The sequence below is a fragment of the Paraburkholderia lacunae genome, from assembly GCF_003353175.1.
Taxonomy (GTDB): Bacteria; Pseudomonadota; Gammaproteobacteria; order Burkholderiales; family Burkholderiaceae; genus Paraburkholderia; species Paraburkholderia lacunae.
Genome location: NZ_QHKS01000002.1, coordinates 58,767 through 74,770 on the forward strand (window position 1 = coordinate 58,767; position 16,004 = coordinate 74,770).

13 protein-coding genes and 1 tRNA gene are annotated in these 16,004 nt (G+C 61.7%); 6 read left to right on the forward strand and 8 right to left on the reverse strand.

Annotated features, from left to right (window positions below; genetic code table 11):
- The first annotated feature begins 101 nt into the window (after nucleotides 1–101).
- Nucleotides 102–896: an ABC transporter substrate-binding protein gene (locus DLM46_RS03045; RefSeq protein ID WP_115099620.1), complete on the forward strand. Its 795-nt coding sequence runs from the start codon at nucleotides 102–104 to the stop codon at nucleotides 894–896.
- A gap of 204 nt (nucleotides 897–1,100) precedes the next feature.
- Nucleotides 1,101–1,946, forward strand: coding sequence for an AraC family transcriptional regulator (locus DLM46_RS03050; RefSeq protein ID WP_115099323.1), 846 nt, complete (start codon nucleotides 1,101–1,103; stop codon nucleotides 1,944–1,946).
- A gap of 45 nt (nucleotides 1,947–1,991) precedes the next feature.
- On the opposite strand, the gene DLM46_RS03055 is transcribed toward DLM46_RS03050, so the two are convergent.
- From DLM46_RS03055 to DLM46_RS03070, 4 genes are all read right to left on the reverse strand, one after another.
- Nucleotides 1,992–2,579 (reverse strand): LysE family translocator, encoded by a 588-nt coding sequence (locus DLM46_RS03055; RefSeq protein ID WP_115099324.1) that lies wholly within the window; start codon nucleotides 2,577–2,579, stop codon nucleotides 1,992–1,994.
- Between the two features lie 172 nt (nucleotides 2,580–2,751).
- Nucleotides 2,752–2,970, reverse strand: a complete 219-nt coding sequence (locus tag DLM46_RS03060) for a helix-turn-helix domain-containing protein (RefSeq protein ID WP_244305805.1) — start codon at nucleotides 2,968–2,970, stop codon at nucleotides 2,752–2,754.
- A gap of 82 nt (nucleotides 2,971–3,052) precedes the next feature.
- Nucleotides 3,053–4,330, reverse strand: a complete 1,278-nt coding sequence (locus DLM46_RS03065) for a type II toxin-antitoxin system HipA family toxin (RefSeq protein WP_115099326.1) — start codon at nucleotides 4,328–4,330, stop codon at nucleotides 3,053–3,055.
- Between the two features lie 354 nt (nucleotides 4,331–4,684).
- Nucleotides 4,685–4,760, reverse strand: a tRNA-Lys gene (locus DLM46_RS03070).
- Nucleotides 4,761–4,962: 202 nt separating this feature from the next.
- On the opposite strand from DLM46_RS03070, the gene DLM46_RS03075 reads away from it, so the two are divergent.
- Nucleotides 4,963–5,367, forward strand: coding sequence for a PaaI family thioesterase (locus tag DLM46_RS03075; protein ID WP_115099327.1), 405 nt, complete (start codon nucleotides 4,963–4,965; stop codon nucleotides 5,365–5,367).
- Between the two features lie 68 nt (nucleotides 5,368–5,435).
- A complete protein-coding gene (locus DLM46_RS03080) occupies nucleotides 5,436–6,311 on the forward strand; it encodes a patatin-like phospholipase family protein (RefSeq protein ID WP_115099328.1) in 876 nt (291 codons plus the stop codon).
- 79 nt (nucleotides 6,312–6,390) lie between these two features.
- Here DLM46_RS03080 and DLM46_RS03085 read toward each other — a convergent pair whose 3' ends face one another.
- Nucleotides 6,391–7,404 carry a D-2-hydroxyacid dehydrogenase family protein gene (locus DLM46_RS03085; protein ID WP_115099621.1) on the reverse strand — a complete coding sequence of 338 codons (1,014 nt, stop codon included), beginning with the start codon at nucleotides 7,402–7,404 and terminating at the stop codon, nucleotides 6,391–6,393.
- Nucleotides 7,405–7,782: 378 nt separating this feature from the next.
- Between DLM46_RS03085 and DLM46_RS03090 the strand changes: the two genes are divergently transcribed.
- Nucleotides 7,783–9,639 (forward strand): phosphoenolpyruvate carboxykinase (GTP), encoded by a 1,857-nt coding sequence (locus DLM46_RS03090; protein ID WP_115099329.1) that lies wholly within the window; start codon nucleotides 7,783–7,785, stop codon nucleotides 9,637–9,639.
- A gap of 341 nt (nucleotides 9,640–9,980) precedes the next feature.
- Nucleotides 9,981–11,081, forward strand: a complete 1,101-nt coding sequence (locus DLM46_RS03095) for a LysR family transcriptional regulator (protein WP_115099330.1) — start codon at nucleotides 9,981–9,983, stop codon at nucleotides 11,079–11,081.
- A gap of 174 nt (nucleotides 11,082–11,255) precedes the next feature.
- Here DLM46_RS03095 and DLM46_RS03100 read toward each other — a convergent pair whose 3' ends face one another.
- The 3 genes from DLM46_RS03100 to dprA form a co-directional block, all read right to left on the reverse strand.
- Nucleotides 11,256–13,919 carry a DNA topoisomerase III gene (locus tag DLM46_RS03100; RefSeq protein ID WP_115099331.1) on the reverse strand — a complete coding sequence of 888 codons (2,664 nt, stop codon included), beginning with the start codon at nucleotides 13,917–13,919 and terminating at the stop codon, nucleotides 11,256–11,258.
- Nucleotides 13,920–14,170: 251 nt separating this feature from the next.
- Complete coding sequence (locus tag DLM46_RS03105; RefSeq protein ID WP_115099332.1) at nucleotides 14,171–14,548, reverse strand: thioredoxin family protein; 378 nt, start codon at nucleotides 14,546–14,548, stop codon at nucleotides 14,171–14,173.
- A 90-nt stretch (nucleotides 14,549–14,638) separates the two neighbouring features.
- On the reverse strand, nucleotides 14,639–15,820 hold the full coding sequence (gene dprA, locus DLM46_RS03110; protein WP_115099333.1) for a DNA-processing protein DprA: 1,182 nt from the start codon (nucleotides 15,818–15,820) through the stop codon (nucleotides 14,639–14,641).
- Nucleotides 15,821–16,004 lie beyond the last annotated feature (184 nt).

Genomic DNA, 16,004 nt, shown 5'->3' on the forward strand with positions numbered 1-16,004 from the left:
GCGCCGGCGGCCTTATTGGCCGCCGTGTGATCGTCGCGCCTTGGCATACGAGCGCGACGAGCGCTCGCGTCACAACAAAATCGAAGGGAAAGGGACCTGCTATGAAGTTGCTCAAACCTCTACTGGCGCTAGCTTGCGCATTTGCCGCGGTTGCGTTGTCGCCGGCCGCCATCGCTGCCGATGCGTCGACGCTGCGTTTCGGACTCGAAGCACAGTATCCGCCGTTCGAATCGAAAGGGCCGAACGGTGAACTGCAAGGCCTCGACATCGATGTCGGCAAGGCAGTCTGCGCCGCTGCGCATTTGACGTGCAAATGGGTCGAAACGTCGTTCGACGGTTTGATCCCCGCATTGCAGGGCCGCAAGTTCGACGCCATCAATTCGGCGATGAACGCGACCGAGCAGCGCCGTCAGACGATCGATTTCACCACTGTCGTGTATCGCGTGCCGACGCAACTGATCGCGAAACGCGACAGCGGTCTGCTGCCGACCCCTGAATCGTTGAAGGGCAAACGCGTCGGCGTGTTGCAGGCGTCGATTCAGGAAACCTTCGCGAAGACGCATTGGGAAGCAGCGGGCGTCGCCGTCGTGCCGTATCAGGACCAGAACCAGGTCTATACGGATCTCGTCGCTGGCCGTCTCGATGCGACGCTCGTTCTGGCGCCGGCGGGGCAGTCGGGTTTTCTGTCGCAGCCGAACGGCAAGGACTTCGCGTTCGTCGGTCAGCCGGTGCGTGACGACAGGATTCTCGGCAGCGGCATCGCGTATGGCATTCGCAAAGGCGATACTGCGCTGCGCGATCAGCTGAACGCGGCGATCGCGAAGGTGCAGGCCGACGGCACGGTGAAGACCCTGGCGGCGAAGTATCTGGGGAATATCGATGTGACGCCGAAGTAGTGCAAAGGGGCGTGGTTCACGGAACCAAGCCCCTTTACGTCGCGCGTCTCGCCGAACTCGCCGGCGAGCCGCAGCCATTCTTTTCGGCAGGCGACGAAGGAGATTCCCGGCTATTCTCTCGTGACAAGGCTGCGGCCGTGGCCAGTCAGTACATTCAGTGCCGCAGCCGAGGCCTGTGTCACGTGAATAATCGGGAGACGCGCAATGAGTGAGGCGAAGCAGCAAGCGGTTTTCGCGCGAAGCGGCACGCAGCCTCGGTTCTGGCGCGACGAGACGTTGCCGTTTCTCGAAGCCCGCTCGATTGAAGATGGCCGCGAGCTTTGCTACGCCAAACACTCGCACGAGACGTTTTCGATTGGCGCCGTGACCGGTGGGCGCAGCGTCTACGTGAACCGCAGCGTGCAGGAGTGGGTCGGGGCCGGCGCCGTCGTCATGATGAACCCGGACGACGTGCATGCATGTAATCCGGTTGCCGACGAACGCTGGTCGTATCGGATGCTGCATGTCGATGTTGCGTGGCTCACCGGTCTGCAACACGACCTGGGTTTCAGCGACAACCACACGTTCCGCGCTTTCTCGCAAACCATGTCGACTGCGCCAGCTTTGTTTGACGGGTTGAACCGCTTGTACGCGATTCTCGTCGACGACAACGCCGATCCCATGTGCAAGGAAAGCGCTGCGGTCACATTCTTTTCCGAAGTACAGCAGAACCTCAATCCGGCACCCTTGCCGGGTCACGACGCCAGCCGCCAACTTACGCGTGCCGCTGAATTCATCGCCGAAAACTGCACGCGTGCGCTAAAGCTGGACGAGGTCTGCAAGGCAGCCGACCTTTCCGCGTCGCATCTGATCCGCGCGTTCAAACAGCGCTACGGCATGACGCCGCACGCGTATCTGATCAATCGGCGCATTCAGTACAGCCGCGCGCAGCTCAGGCGCGGCCGTCTGATCGCCGAGGTCGCGCTCGATGCCGGTTTCGCCGACCAGGCCCATTTGCAGCGGACCTTCAAGCGGCTGGTTGCGGCGACGCCTGGGCAGTACCGCAGATGAAGTGAGCGCATGGGTGGCGACGCGCGTGCCGTGGTGAAGCGTGTGTCACGAGATGACAAGGTAGAGGGCGCTAGTGGCCAGCAAACCCGCCATCACACGATTGAATAGCCGCACGCGTTTCGGTTCCCGCAAATACCGGCGCAGAAACGTGCCCGCATACGCCCAACTCGCGATCGATAGATAGCAAATCACGAAGTACACGACGGTGAATTGCCAGACGAGCCTGCCGTCGCCGTCGGATGCGTAGGCGCCCATGCCGGCGAGAGACGCGAGCCATGCCTTCGGATTCAGCCATTGCATGGCGGCGCCGTATGCGAAGGATGGACCTCGGGCGGGCTTGTCGGCGCCGAGTTGGCCGTCATCGGTGGCCAGTTTGCAGGCCATGTAAAGCAGAAACCCGACCCCGGCCCACTGGACTACGGTGATCAGATTGGGGCAGTGGGCGAGCAACTCGTGCAGGCCGAGACCGATGAGCAGAAGCAGCAGCGTGAAGCCGACGGTTGCGCCGGTGACGTGCCGCATGCTCGCGGCGAGTCCGTGTTGCGCGCCGGCGCTCAGCGCAACGACATTCACCGGTCCGGGAGAGATTGACGAGGCCAACGCAAAGGCGGCCATGGAAAGTAAGACGGTCATCTGATGCCTCGATACGTGGGTGCGCAGGATTTGCGACGGCCAACGGTATCGGGCGGTGGGGCGGGGTGTATTGAAGGAAATTGCTTTGGGCGATCGACCCGCTCGCGCGCTGGGTCGGCAGCGACACCGCCTGGATCGAAGCGAAAAGTCACACAACGACAATCGGTTCTATTCAGGTCGGCGAAGATGGTTCGTTCCGTCTGATTGGGACGAATCCGACCTGCAGGCCGAAGAGCTTCGCAACGCTGTTGAGCGAGTCGACGGTCGGATTTCCGGTCCCGCGCTCGATGTCCTGAATGACCCGGCGGCTAACGCCTCGGTGCGCGGCGAATTCAGCCTGAGTCAGGCCCGTCATCTCGCGCATCGCTTTCATGGCCTCAGGAATGGTCATGTCGCCCCGGCCCATCCTTTCGTAGAAAGCACGGCGCAGGGCGTTCTGCTCATCACGGGTAGGTCGGTTCCGACGGGGCATGCTAGGCCTCTGAGGGTTGAAGGGCTTTCAGTTGTCGGACCTGCGTATCGATGTACTGCGTCACGAACTCGATGATGTCGTGATCGACCCCCTGCGCTGCCATGGTGTCGGGCAGGCGTTCGATCTGTACGGCAAACCGGCTCAATTCCCCGGCGAGCATCCGGCGTTCGTGATCGGGTACAGGCAACGCCGCGAGCACGTCGGCCCAGTCCATCAGCTCAGCCCGGGTATCAAGCTGATACCACCGCAGTGCGCGTGGAATCAACTCGGGATCCAGGTACATCGGCGCGAAGTCAAACAGGGGCGTGAGTTGGACTCTGCCTTCGACCAGTTGCACGGCCGTATTGCGTGCGTGATTGTCTGTATTGCGCATCGCCAGATTGAGCACGTCCCGCTTGATGAATTCGAGCGTTTCGGCTGCTGGATCGCTCACAACCTTGCGGATTCCGGCTACGACCTCGAAGAGGCTCGGTCGCGGGTCAAAGCCTGCCAGCCCCAGAATGGATGCCACGCTTTCCTGATGGAGGCGTCCGACTTTCCCGTCGCGCGCGATCCGGTCAAAGCGCGGAATCAGCAGTACGTCGCCGTGGAGGGTTGGCAAATCCGGATGCGTGCGGATATCGAGCGCGGCGGCCACCCGCATGTACGCCGCTTCATTGCGCAGGACCTTTTCATCGGCCGCGGTACTACCGCGCGGCAGTTTGGCGATCAGGTGCTGCTTGGCATCGGCATCAGGCAGGATGGCATCACCATGGAGTAGGCCCGCGCGGTCCCGGGTTAGCAGGTATTTCGGCGCCGCGCCTTGAACCCCGGTGGTGCCGGTGCCCAGCATCCCGTGCAGGAAAATTCTTTCCGCGAAATCCGAGCTGCGCACGACGACTTCGTCGATCGTCAGGCCGGGCAGACCACGCGCGTCCGGGTGCCGCCCGACGTGCGCCTCAAAGTAGTTGACGGCCTCGGCAACGCGGATGCGGCCGATCGGATTGAAGGCGCCCGCGCAGATCAGGGGAAAATCCGCGTCAGGGCCATCCTGTAGTTCCAGCTCGCCCAGCAGGAAGCGACGACCGGCCCCCTGCGGGACGAGGTCATAGAGGAACGCGGGCAGGGTCCGGGGCGCGCGGATCTGCAGATCTACAGGCTCAGCCAGTGACACTGGGGCGTTCGGGTATTCGATGGCGTACTCGACCAGGTGATTCCACTGGCAAAGACCACCGTTGAGTTCGATCTGCGCGCAGTCGACCCAGCTATCGTCGAGGAATATCTGCAGGGTGCAATCCATGAGGCAACTCCTTATGCCTCATAAATGTAGCATGATAAGGCCGTGAATTGCTTATACGCTTCTTATAAGAGTTTTTTGGCCGAACTAGGAGCTGGATAGTTTGGTGCGGCACTGGCTTACGCCCATCAATGGGACCTTCTTTCGAACGCAGCTTGAAGCCGAAAGCTTTGTCGGCGATCGCGAGCTGGCTTGCGACGGAACAGATCGTCGTCGCTACGGTAGCTGCTCAGTCGCATAACAGTGGTGTCAGTCGCCCCTACTCTGGCTCTCTACGGTTGCGAAAGTGCGTCGACAATTCGGTGACACAAAACAAAAAAGGGTTACAAGCAATCGCTTGTAACCCTTTGAATTCTTTGGTGGGGCGTGAGTGACTCGAACACTCGACCTACGGATTAAGAGTCCGCTGCTCTACCAACTGAGCTAACGCCCCCAACAGAAGCGAAATTATGCAGTAACTTTCCGAGATTGCCAAGTCCCTTTAGCAGATTTCTTAAAAAAATCTGCGCCGGGCGCTCGAACATGTGCCTGGCAGACGCGCTGTCGCTGACAACGCGCTGTGCCCAACGTCCCGGTATCATGTCGCGGACACTAGGCCGCGCGAAGCGTCGCGCGGCTCTCGACCGGGGACAAACATGAATGATAAAGAGATTCTCGCGTTGCTCGACCGCGTCCTCGCGCCGTGGGTGCGCACGCTCACGCTCACACCGGTCAAGGTCGACGAAGAGAGCGCGACGCTGCGCCTGCCGTTTTCCGGCGAACTGCGCCACTCGGGCGGCGTGATCTGCGGTCAGGTCTTCATGGCAGCCGCCGATACGGCGATGATCGTCGCGATTGCGGCCGCGCTCGGCGGCTTCAAGCCGATGACCACGGTGTCGCTCAACATCAGCTTCATGCGCGCGGTCCGTAAGGGCGACGTGCTGATTACCGCGCGCGTATTGCGCATGGGCCGTAATCTGGTGTTCGGTGAAATCGAGTTGTTCGATGAAGCCGGCAACATGGCCGTCCACGCCACGACCACCTACGCGCTGCTCGACTAAAACGACTAAAACAACTCAATTCGACCTAAACCGACGCGCCGCACACCGTATTAGAGGGAAAAGCCAAGATGTTCGATCAGGTCGTATTCGCCGGTGGCGGCAATCGTTGCTGGTGGCAGGCGGGATTCTGGGACGTCGTGCAGCCGGAACTGCGTATCCGTCCGCGCGTCATCACCGGCATTTCGGCCGGCGCCGCCACCGCGTGCATGCTTTACACGCGCGATTCCGACTGGGTGATGCGCTATTACGAAGAGGCGCTGCGCCACAACACCCGCAACGTCTACTGGGGCAACCTGCTGCGCGGCGAATCGGTGTTTCCGCATTACCGCATCTACCGGCAGGCTCTGCTCGACATCTATGGCGATAAATTTTCGACGCTCGCGCAGGCGCCGGAAATCCGCATCGGTGTGTCGCATCTGCCCCGCTGGCTCGGTGCACGCAGCGCGGTCGCCGCAGGGCTGGTCGCGTACAACATCGAAAAGTACCTGCGTAAGACGCTGCATCCGACGCTTGGTCAGACGCTCGGTTTCCATCCGGAATTCGTGCGCGCGCAGGATTGCGCGACGGTCGAGGACCTCGCGGATCTGATCCTGCAATCGTCGAGTACGCCGCCGTTCACGCCGGTTCTGCGGCGCAACGGCAGGCCGGTGCTGGATGGCGGGATGGTCGACAACGTGCCGGTCGGCGCGCTCGATGCCGATGCGCCGGGCAACGTGTTGGTGATGGTCACGCGTCTTTATCCGCGTCCGCAGATGTTCGTCGTGCCGCATGGCGTCCAGCAACGGCTCTACGTGCAACCGTCGCGCAAGGTGCCGATTTCGAGCTGGGATTACACAAGCCCCTCGCAGATGGTCCACGCATACAACCTCGGCCGCACCGACGGCGAGACCTTCCTCGAACGCATGCCCGATCTGCGCGAAGCCGCCGCGCACGAAGCGCGCTGAGCGGCGACGGCGCGGTTTCGTTGCGCCGTTTCTTCTCGCTGAGCGCCGCCGCGCACCGGGCCCGAGCCTGCGGCCGCGCTTAACGCCGCCGGCCGCCCTGCAACGCTTCCGGATTCGCCACGCTTGCCGTATCGCCGGCGTCGAAAGCCAGAATGTTCTTGAACGCCGCGCCGAAATACAACTCGTAGCTTTCGCGCTCGACATAGCCGATGTGCGGTGTGCAGATCACGTTTTCCATCCGCAGCAGGCTGTAGCCCTGCAGAATCGGCTCGCTTTCGTAGACATCGATCGCGACCATCCCCGGGCGGTTGCGCGACAGCGCATTGACCAGCGCATTTTCGTCGAGCAGCTCGGCCCGGCTCGTGTTCACGAGCAACGCGGTCGGCTTCATCCGCATCAGGTCCTCCTGCTTGACGATGCCGCGCGTGTCGTCATGCAAACGCAGGTGCAGCGACAGCACATCGCTCTGCTCGAACAGCGCTTCGCGGCTTTCCGCGACGCCGAAGCCGTCGGCGCTTGCCGCTTCGCGCGAATGCTCGCGGCCCCAGATCAGCACGTTCATGCCGAACGCCTTGCCGTATCCGGCAACCAGCCGCCCGATCTTGCCGTAACCCCAAATCCCCAGTGTCTGGCCGCGCAACACCTGGCCCAAACCGAAGTTCGGCGGCAATGCCGACGTCTTCAATCCCGACTGTTGCCAGGCTCCTTGCTTAAGGTTTGCCACGTATTGCGGAATCCGCCGTTGAGCGGCCATGATGAGTGCCCACGTCAGTTCGGCGGGCGCGATTGGCGAGCCGCTGCCTTCCAGCACGGCGATGCCGCGCTCGGTACAAGCCTGCAGATCGATGTGGCTCGACACCTTGCCGGTTTGGCTGATCATGCGCAAACGAGGCAACTTATCGAGTAGTTGCGAGTTGATGCGAGTACGTTCGCGAATCAGGACCAATGCGTCGACTTCGGAAAGACGGCTCGCCAGCTGGCCCAAACCACGGACTGTGTTGTTGAAAACCTTGACCTCATGGTCGGCCAGCAATTGAAAGCAATCGAGCTTGCGAACGGCGTCCTGGTAATCGTCGAGGATGGCAATCTTCATGGTATGTGTCTTGCGGCGCACCATGACGGTGCGGAACGGAGTGTTATGCTGACTGTCCCACCATGTGACCCAGGTCACACGGTGGTTTGGATGGATGCCGTACCGTAGTAGCTTCCGCGAAGAACGGCAGCACCACGGCAAGGCCGATTGAGATCGTTTTTAACAGTTTGTTGCGTGTTGAGGCAAGCCGCTTTACAGACGGTTTCAGAAGCCAGTCGGCAAAAGCTTCCGCGCAACGGGCTGTGTATGGCCCACGATGACCTGAACAATTGCGCGCCGCGTTGTAAGAACGCCGGTGTGACGAATTGACCGCCTCTCGCGCGCAGCGTCGCTGGGCTTGTACCGTTTTTCTATTGCTATCAAAACGGAGACAGGTCGATGAATCATCCCTCATTCGAAGGACAAACCACCATCGAGGCGCCCGTCTGGGTCAAACACCGCAAGCTGATCGAGTGGGTCGGGCGCGTCGCGGCGCTGACCAAGCCCGATCAGGTGGTCTGGTGCGACGGCTCGCAGGAGGAGTACGACCGCCTATGCGCGCAGATGGTCGAAGCCGGCACCCTCAAGAGGCTCAATCCCGCCAAACGTCCCAATTCCTATCTCGCGTGGTCCGATCCGTCCGACGTGGCGCGCGTCGAGGACCGTACCTTTATCTGCTCGCAGCGCCGTGAAGACGCCGGCCCGACCAACAACTGGATTGCCCCGGCCGAAATGCGCTCGACGCTCGACGGCCTGTTCGACGGCGCCATGCGCGGCCGCACGATGTACGTGGTGCCGTTCTCGATGGGGCCGCTCGGTTCGCCGATCGCGCACATTGGTGTCGAGTTGAGCGACAGCCCGTACGTGGTGACCAACATGCGCATCATGACGCGCATGGGCCGCAAGGTGTATGACGTGCTGGGCGAAGACGGCGAGTTCGTGCCGTGCGTGCATTCGGTCGGCGCGCCGCTCGCTGCGGGCGCTAAAGACGTGCCGTGGCCGTGCAATAGCACCAAATACATCGTCCATTTCCCCGAATCGCGTGAAATCTGGAGCTACGGCTCGGGCTACGGCGGCAATGCGCTGCTCGGCAAGAAGTGTTTCGCGCTGCGCATCGCGTCGACCATGGGCCGCGACGAAGGCTGGCTCGCCGAACACATGCTGATTCTCGGTGTGACCTCGCCGGAAGGGCGCAAGTACCATGTCGCCGCCGCGTTTCCGTCGGCTTGCGGCAAGACCAACTTCGCGATGCTGATTCCGCCGGAAGGCCTGAACGGCTGGAAAATCTCCACGATCGGCGACGATATTGCGTGGATCAAGCCGGGCAAGGACGGCCGCCTGTACGCGATCAATCCGGAAGCGGGCTATTTCGGCGTCGCACCGGGCACCAGCGAGAAGACCAACTTCAACGCCATGGCCACGCTGAAGGAAAACGTCATCTTCACGAACGTTGCGCTGACCGACGACGGCGACGTCTGGTGGGAAGGCATGACGGCCGAGCCGCCCGCGCACCTGATCGACTGGCAGCGCAAGGACTGGACGCCGGCGATCGCGAAGGAAAGCGGCCGCAAGGCGGCGCACCCGAACGCGCGCTTCACGGCGCCGGCCTCGCAATGCCCGTCGATCGATACCGAATGGGAGAACCCGGCGGGCGTCGCGATCGACGCGTTTATCTTCGGTGGCCGCCGCTCGACCACCGTGCCGCTCGTTACCGAGGCGCGCAACTGGGTCGAAGGCGTCTACATGGCGGCGACTATGGGTTCCGAAACGACCGCGGCTGCCGCAGGTCAGCAGGGCGTCGTGCGCCGCGACCCGTTCGCGATGCTGCCGTTCTGCGGTTACAACATGAGCGACTACTTCGGTCACTGGCTCAAAACCGGTGAACGCCTCGAAAAATTGAATGCGAAGTTGCCGAAGATCTTCTGCGTGAACTGGTTCCGCAAGGGCGCGGAAGGCAAGTTCGTCTGGCCGGGCTTTGGCGAGAACATGCGGGTGCTGAGCTGGATGGTCGGCCGCATCGAAGGCTCGGCGCAAGGCGAGGAACACGCATTTGGCATTTCGCCGCACTATGACGACATCGACTGGAGCGGGCTCGATTTCAGCCGAGAGCAATTCCAGCAGGTGATCTCAGTCGACGCCGCCGCCTGGCGCGATGAACTCGCTCTGCATGCCGAGTTGTTTGACACACTGCAACAGGGGTTGCCACCGGCTTTGACTCAGACTAAAGCAGCCTTGGAGCGAAAACTCGTGGTCTGATCACGTGAGTATTCACTTCGTATCAAAGGCCGCCTTCGGGCGGCTTTTGTTTTTTGATTCGACCCCCAAGGTATTTTTTCTGATTCAGCAAAGCCCGATCGACCTTTGCGTCTGTTCGAACAAAAAAGACAGTGCAAGCTGCGGTGCAGCAGATTGTTGCTTTCTCGGGAACAATGAACGTCCATGTCCCACACTAGGGAGCACAGTGACACAAATATCGACAAAATTTCCGCTTTGACGGGCAACTTCTGCACGATTTTGCGAGTCGTAGGAGAATTCCAAGTTCGCTTCACTGGTTTTCACCAATTGTCAGGAAGCTGTAGCACGGCAGGAGTTGTCCTATGGATCATTTGCAGTCGATGCGAGTTTTCGTCAAAGTGGCGGATCTCGGCAGTTTTGCCCGCGCTGCAAGCGCGATGGATATTTCCAACGCAGTCGCGACGCGCCACGTTGCCGATCTCGAAGGCCGTCTTGGTACGCGGCTGCTCAATCGCACAACCCGCAGCTTGTCGCTGACGGAATCAGGTCAGGTTTATCTGGAGCGTGCGCGCCAGATTCTCGACGAACTGGAAGACGTCGAGCAGATGGTGGTTGCGCGAAATCATGAACCCGTCGGCACCTTGCGAATAGTTGCGCCTGTTGTGTTCGGGTTGCACAACCTGGCGCCGGTGCTCCAGACGTATGCGGAGCGCTATCCGAAAGTCATTCCCGATGTCACGCTGGTGGACCGCCAGGTCGATCTGGTCGAAGAAGGCTTCGACGTCGGTGTGGTGATCGCGCGGCAGATGCGCAGCGCGAGCATCGTCACGCGGCGTTTGACCACCGGTTGCATGACGGTGTGCGCGACTCCCGCATACCTGGAAAAGCATGGCATGCCCACGCGTCCTGAGCATCTGCTCGAGCATCCGTGCCTGAGCTTGCCGTCCGAGTATTGGGGCGACGAGCGCGTGTTCACGGGGCCGGAAGGAGAGGTGCGGGTGCGTCCGTCGAACGTGATCGTGGCGAACAACACGGAAATGCTGCGGCAGTTTTCGCTGCTCGGCATGGGCATCGCGATTCTGCCGAGCTATCTGATTGGCCGCGACATGACGCGCGGCAGGCTCGTGCGCCTGCTCGGCGATTACCGATTGCCGCAGGTGGAGATCAACATTGCGTATCCGAGCCGCCGTCACTTGCCGGCCAAGGTGCGCACGTTCATCGATCACCTGGTGGATCATTTCAGCCAGACGCCGAACAGTCTGCTCGGCGAGCAGTGGATCAAGGACGGCTTGGTGCGTCCTGCCACGGCGGCCGCAGTGGACTCCACGGAGATGGCGCCACCGGAAGCCTTCGACGGCGCCGAGCCGCTGTCACGGCTCCTCGACAGCGAATTGTCGCCAGTGCCGAAGACCTTGGCGAAGACGTCGAATCGCCCACGACCGACGGCTTTGTCGCCGTTGTGAGCTCGCCCAGGACGGGAAGCGCGGCGATAAGCGCAGTCTGCCGGTAAATAAAAGGCGCAGTCACTTCAAGTGACTGCGCCTTTTTTATAGCCAGCTCGAAGCCGGCTGGACACGAACTAAAAGCCGGTCGCAGATTCCTGCCGATTATTCCCAGAGGCTGCCGACAGGCTTCGATTACGAGCCGGTCTTGCGCGCCACCGCTTTCTTGGCGGGCGCCTTCTTGGCCGCCGCGGTCTTGGCAGCGGGCGCTTTCTTCGCAGCCGCTTTTTTGGCCGCAGGCGCCGCCTTAACTGCAACTGCCCCCTCTTCGTCATCCGATTCCGGCGCCGTCCTGGCAGCTGATTTCGCCGCCGCAGTCTTTGCAGCGGTTTTCGCCGACGGCTCCTTCTTCTCGAACTCGAAGCCGATCTTGCCGTCGTTCTGCTTGACGAGGAACGCCTTGAAATTGCGGCCGGTGCGCGACGACTTGAAGTTGGTCAGCAGATCGGTGCGTCCTTCTTCCAGCAGTTTTGCCATTTGCTCGCGGGCGATTTCCTGCTGCAAGATCACCTTGCCCGAGCGGAAGTCGCACGTCTTCGGATTCGCAACCGAGTTCTCGCAGACATAACTCATGCCGTGCTCGAACACGTGTCCTTTGCACTTCGGGCATGCGCCGACCGGCTGCTGGTCGGAGAAATCAGGCGGTTCGCCGTCTTCGCCGCCTGAATCCTGGCCGAAGTCGAATTCGAGTTTGTAGTTCTTGATCTCGTCGTCCAGCGAAAGCTTCAGGATTGCCGAGAACGGCCGGCCCATCTTGCTGCGGAAACCCGACAGCGGTCCGATCGTTTTGTTCTTCAACAACTCCTCGACTTCCTCGATTTCGAACTGGCGTCCGCCCGGAATCTTCGAAATGGAGAACTCGCACTTGGAGCACGCAAAGCGCCGGTAGTTTTCCTTCACCTGACCGCCGCAATTCGGACACGGCGTCTGCAACGTCGCGTAATCGCCCGGTATCGTGTCGGAATCGTATTCTTTCGCGCGCTTGACGATAGTTTGCGTCATGCGGGCGATTTCCTGCATGAACGCGTCGCGCGGCAGGTTGCCACGCTCCATTTGCGAGAGCTTGTATTCCCACTCGCCGGTCAGCTCGGGCGCGGTCAATTCCTTGACACCGAGGCCGCGCAGCAGAGTCATCAGCTGGAATGCCTTGGCGGTCGGAATCAGATCGCGGCCTTCGCGGATCAGATACTTTTCGCCGAGCAAGCCTTCGATGATCGCAGCACGCGTGGCCGGCGTGCCGAGACCCTTGGCCGCCATCGCTTCGCGCAGTTCGTCGTCTTCGACCAGCTTGCCCGCGCCTTCCATTGCCGACAGCAAGGTCGCTTCGTTGTAGCGTGCGGGCGGTTTGGTCACCAGTTGCTGTGCGGCGATCTTGTCGGTCTTGACCTTCTCGTCTTTCTGCACCGGCACGAGGTTCGCGTCTTCGCCGCTAATTTCACGGCCGTAGATCTGCAACCAGCCCGGTTCGACCAGCACCTTGCCTTCGGTCTTGAAGTGATGGCCGACCACTTCGGTGATGCGCGTCGTGACACGGTACTCGGCGGCCGGGAAGAACACCGACAGGAAGCGCTTCACGACCAGGTCGTACAACTTCTGTTCCGGTTCGGACAGGTTCTTCGGCGCTTGCAGCGTCGGGATGATTGCGAAGTGGTCGCTGATCTTCGAGTTATCGAAGATGCGCTTGTTCGGCTTTACCCAGCCCTTGTCGAGCACCTGCTTGGCGAACGGCAGATAGTTGTTGCTCTCCTTGAGCATGCCGAGTGTCTGCTTGACCGTCTCCATATAGTCTTCCGGCAGCGCGCGCGCGTCGGTCCGGGGATAGGTCAGGACTTTGTGCTTTTCGTACAGCGCCTGAGCCAGGCCGAGCGTGTTCTTCGCCGAGAAGCCGAAGCGGCCATTGGCCTCGCGCTGCAAGCTGGTCAGGTCGAAGAGCGCCGGCGACAATTGCGTGGATGGCTTCGACTCTTCCGTCACCGTGCCGATCTGGCCACGGCAGGCGGCGACGATTGTCTCGGCGGCGGGCAGCGCCCACAGACGCGAATCGCGCTTTTCCGGATCGAACTCGTCACGCTTGAACTTGGGATCGAACCACCGGCCTTCATAGAAGCCGGCCGCGCAGACGAACTCCGCCTTCACTTCCCAGTAGTCGCGCGGCACGAAGCGGCGAATTTTCTCTTCGCGCTCCACGACGATCGATAGCGTCGGCGTCTGCACCCGCCCGACGGTGGTCAGGAAGAAGCCGCCACCCTTGCTGTTGAACGCGGTCATGGCCCGCGTGCCGTTGATGCCGACCAGCCAGTCCGCTTCCGAACGGCAGCGCGCCGCGTCGGCGAGCGGCTGCATTTCTTCGTCGCTGCGCAGGCGGGCAAATCCTTCGCGGATCGCGGCCTGCGTCATGGATTGCAGCCACAGGCGTTGCACCGGCTGCCTGGCTTTCGCGTGCTGCGCGATCAGTCGGAAAATCAGCTCGCCTTCGCGCCCCGCGTCACACGCGTTGATCAGGCGATCGACGTCTTTACGCTTGAGCAGCTTGGTCAGCACCTTCAGGCGCGACTCGCTTTTTGCGATCGGGTTGAGGTCGAAATGCGGCGGAATGACGGGTAGATTGGCGAAACTCCACTTGCCGCGCTTGACTTCGTAATCTTCGGGCGCGGCGATTTCCAGCAGATGGCCGACTGCCGAGGAAAGGACGTAGTCGTCGCTTTCGTAGTATTCGTCATGCTTGGTAAAACCGCCCAAAGCGCGCGCGATGTCGTTCGCGACGGAAGGCTTTTCGGCGATGATCAGTGCTTTGGACATGACTCGATGTGAGGTTGGTAGATCCGGGTTGATGGCCTTGAGTGCGCGAAATTAGCGCGCGACCCTCGTTTGCGACCTTTGCGACCCAATAACGACCGCTTTATAGCACACGGCGCGAGAGCGGCGTGTCAAGTGCCATAAAATGCGTGCCATCATAATTTCGTGCCCCGCGGTTGAGCAAGCCGTGACGTGCGCGGTCAGGACCGCCTGCAGCGGCATTGCCGCAAGGCTTTGCGGCCGGTTGCCGCGCTTCAGGCGGCGGCCAGTGCGGGCCGCAATTTGGGCGCTCCGCTGATGCCGGGCACGGCTGTCAGGTCGACCAGCATCCGCTCGACAATCGCCGCCTGGGGCAAAACCGTGCCAAAAAAACGTGTCGTGACCGAGTCTTCGATCAGGATGGTCGGGAAATTCTCGACGTCCAGGTCATCGAAACGATCGGCATGGGTTTCGATGTCGATCCATGCGAAGCAGATGTCCGGGTGCTTATCGGCCAGCTGGTTGAAGGCTTCACGATAGTCACGGCAGGTTCCGCACCACTCCGCGCACAGGCAGGCAACGAACAGCGTGTCGGGTTCGTTGACGCGCTCGGCGATCCGGTCTTGGTCGGTGTCGAGATTCAGCGCGGGCATGATGGTTCCTTGCGTACTTTTGTCAGGTGCTTTGGCGGGAATGTAGCATGGCCGGTCGCGAGCCGCGGTCAAGCCATGGTCGATGCAGGGTCAGCCGTGGCTTGCCCGCATGAAGCGGCCGCCAGGCAGGACGGTCAGTTGGCCGGCGAGTTCGAGTTGCAGCAGTGTGTTTTGTAATACTGCGCCTTCCATCTCGGTACGGGTGGCAAGAATTTCAAGGGTGGTGGGCGCATGGCCGAGCGCGGCCAGCAGCCGCTCACCTTCCGCGGTGATTGCCGACCGGACGACTGCCGATGCCGCAGCCTGTGCGGCATCCTCCTGGATCCTGTCATCCCGCTGCATGGGCGGCGCGCCAACGGGCGCGGTCTTCGCCGCTCTGGCGAAGCCGAGCTCCTCGAGCACCTCATCGGGCGTTTCGATCAGCTTGGCGCCTTGCTTGATCATCCGATGACAGCCGCGCGATAGCGGCGCGTGGACCGAGCCAGGCAGTGCAAAGATATCGCGCCCCATTTCGTTGGCGAGCCGCGCGGTGATCAGCGAGCCTGAGCGCATCGCTGCCTCCACGATCAACACGCCGCTGACCAGGCCGGCGATCAACCGGTTGCGCTGCGGAAAATTGGCCGCGCGCGCGGGCGTGCCGAGCGGCCATTCCGAGACGATCGCGCCTCGCACCGCGATCTGCCGGGCCAGCGCGTGATGCGCCGACGGATACACGAGGTCCGCCCCGGTGCCGATGACCGCTACCGTGCCGCCGGGACCTTCCAGACCGCCGCGATGCGCGGCGCCGTCGATGCCGAGCGCCAGGCCCGACACAACGGTCACTCCCGCCACTGAAAGCTCACGCGCAAAACGTTCCGCGTCCTCCACACCTTGCGGTGTCGCGCTGCGGCTGCCCACCACCGCAATTGCCCGCGTATGGAGCAGATCGAGCTGGCCCTTTATATATAGCAGCGGCGGTGGATCGGGCATGGTCAGCAGCGCGGGCGGGTAGGCGGGATCATCGAGCGTTACCAGCTGATTGCCGGGCTGCTCGCGCCACGCAACCACTGCGGCAAGCTGGGCCTCGAAGTCGGGACTGGCCGGGGTCAGCACGGCGCGCGCGGCAGCCTCGCCGGCGATGCTGGCGAGCGCCTCTGGCGATTGATCAAAGATCGCTTCGGGAAGTCCAAAAGCGCTCAGCAGCAAACGTAGCGCGGCCGGTTTCAGCCCCGGCGCGAGCGAAAGCCGCAGCCAGGCGGCGAGTTCAATATTGGTTGCGGGCAACGTGCGCATTGCGGTCGATCCTCCTACAGGGCCAGCGGGCAGGCGGGCGCCATGCTAAAATTTTCATCATCCGAAATAACCGCAGCGCCGCGCCCACCCGCGCGGGCTCGTCGTCTAGCGCAAGTGGCGCGTTGAATCGAACCGGTTCGACACCGTCTATCCTGTGCGTTACGCGACCAGCTCACAACCTGGC

Coding starts and splice junctions, on each gene's coding strand:
- DLM46_RS03105 (WP_115099332.1), bottom strand. CDS start 14,548: ATGCCCGCGCTGAATCTCGACACCGACCAAGACCGGATCGCCGAGCGC.
- DLM46_RS03055 (WP_115099324.1), bottom strand. CDS start 2,579: ATGACCGTCTTACTTTCCATGGCCGCCTTTGCGTTGGCCTCGTCAATC.
- DLM46_RS03050 (WP_115099323.1), top strand. CDS start 1,101: ATGAGTGAGGCGAAGCAGCAAGCGGTTTTCGCGCGAAGCGGCACGCAG.
- DLM46_RS03075 (WP_115099327.1), top strand. CDS start 4,963: ATGAATGATAAAGAGATTCTCGCGTTGCTCGACCGCGTCCTCGCGCCG.
- DLM46_RS03080 (WP_115099328.1), top strand. CDS start 5,436: ATGTTCGATCAGGTCGTATTCGCCGGTGGCGGCAATCGTTGCTGGTGG.
- DLM46_RS03090 (WP_115099329.1), top strand. CDS start 7,783: ATGAATCATCCCTCATTCGAAGGACAAACCACCATCGAGGCGCCCGTC.
- DLM46_RS03095 (WP_115099330.1), top strand. CDS start 9,981: ATGGATCATTTGCAGTCGATGCGAGTTTTCGTCAAAGTGGCGGATCTC.
- DLM46_RS03065 (WP_115099326.1), bottom strand. CDS start 4,330: ATGGATTGCACCCTGCAGATATTCCTCGACGATAGCTGGGTCGACTGC.
- DLM46_RS03085 (WP_115099621.1), bottom strand. CDS start 7,404: ATGAAGATTGCCATCCTCGACGATTACCAGGACGCCGTTCGCAAGCTC.
- dprA (WP_115099333.1), bottom strand. CDS start 15,820: ATGCGCACGTTGCCCGCAACCAATATTGAACTCGCCGCCTGGCTGCGG.
- DLM46_RS03045 (WP_115099620.1), top strand. CDS start 102: ATGAAGTTGCTCAAACCTCTACTGGCGCTAGCTTGCGCATTTGCCGCG.
- DLM46_RS03060 (WP_244305805.1), bottom strand. CDS start 2,970: ATGACCATTCCTGAGGCCATGAAAGCGATGCGCGAGATGACGGGCCTG.
- DLM46_RS03100 (WP_115099331.1), bottom strand. CDS start 13,919: ATGTCCAAAGCACTGATCATCGCCGAAAAGCCTTCCGTCGCGAACGAC.